Source organism: Nitrospira sp. (assembly GCA_029194665.1).
Lineage (GTDB): Bacteria > Nitrospirota > Nitrospiria > Nitrospirales > Nitrospiraceae > Nitrospira_D.
The window spans coordinates 1-1,254 of sequence record JARFXO010000017.1 but is presented as its reverse complement, the minus strand read 5'-3'; the positions used below and the strand labels follow the sequence as shown (position 1 = coordinate 1,254).

Sequence of the window (1,254 nt, the reverse complement as noted above, 5' to 3'; positions counted from 1 at the left end):
GAATGGTCCGGAGTTCTTCTAAGATCGTGCGCGGACTGTGGCCCAGCCCAGCCCGCTGTTGCCACTGTTCCAGGGTCTTCCACAGCACATAGGCCAAGAAGCACACCAGAATGTGAGCCTGGACCCGATCCGCTCGTTGATGCCAGATGGGACGCAGGGCCAAGTCGCTTTTCTGAATCCGGAAGGCGGCTTCGGCGTCGGCGAGTTGGACATAGGTGCGCCACAAGTCCTCCGGACTCCAGTCCGGAATGTTGGTGCGGAGCACATAGCAGCCGTCGCTGACGCGAGCCCAGTCGTCCCATTCCGGCCGGCTGGTCCACGTCACCCGAAGACCCGACGCGGTGGTCGGGTCTGCCACCACGTCGATCACGTACCGCCCGGCGGCACGGGGATTGTGCGCGAGGAGTCGGCCGATCTGTCGCTCGATGGGGCCCCGCTCCAGGGGACGGCGCGCCCGACTGAGTCGTCGGGCCAAACGGGCCACCCCGCTCTCAATGCGCTGCCCGAAGCGCGTGTGCATCGCCCGCTCCTTCTCGCGCCGCTCGACGGATCGGACCAGCAGGAACGTTTCGGCGCCCTCGGGCCCGAGGCAGGTCTTCGCGTCCACGCCCTCCCGCACCGTCGTCCAGTCGCGCTCGTCGGTCAGCGCCCGGGCCCACTTGCGCAACTCACTCTTGGGCGTCCCGAGCAGATACCGGCGCCCGCTGGCCCGCAGCCAGGCCAGATTCTCTTCGCTCGTCATGCCCCGATCCATCACCCAGATCCGCTGCGCGAGCCCATAGCGAGCTTCCATCGTCCCCACGATCTCCTCGACCGTCGTCACGTCGGTGCGGTTGCCGGCGAAGACCTCATAGCCCAGGGGCAGCCCCTCCCGCGTGACCACCAAGGCGATGCAGACTTGCTTGCAGTCGGGCCGATGATCCCGGCTGTAGCCCCGGTGTGCTAACGGATTCGCGGCCGCCGGCCCTTCGAAGTAGGTGCTCGTCACGTCATCGAGCAGCAGATCATAGTCCAACGCGAACAGCTCCCGGAGTCGGGCCACCAGGTGGGACTCCAGCGCCCGCTTGTGGGGCAGCAGCCGATCCAGCGCCCGATACAAGCGATCCTCATTGACCAGGTCAGCCGGCACGCCGAGCAGGTCCTCCAGCGCAGTCTGCCGGTACCAGGTCTCGGCAATGTGCAACTCACTCGCCGGTTCACACAATCGGGCCAGGACCAAGACCGCCGCCATCGTGGCCCAGGACACCGCTTCCC

Annotated in this window: 1 protein-coding gene; it reads right to left on the bottom strand. The window is 66.8% G+C overall.

Features of this window, described 5'->3' with window-relative positions; translation table 11 throughout:
• The coding region (locus P0119_22820) for an IS1634 family transposase (GenBank protein ID MDF0668895.1) at positions 1-1,254 on the bottom strand (1,254 nt) is incomplete at both ends.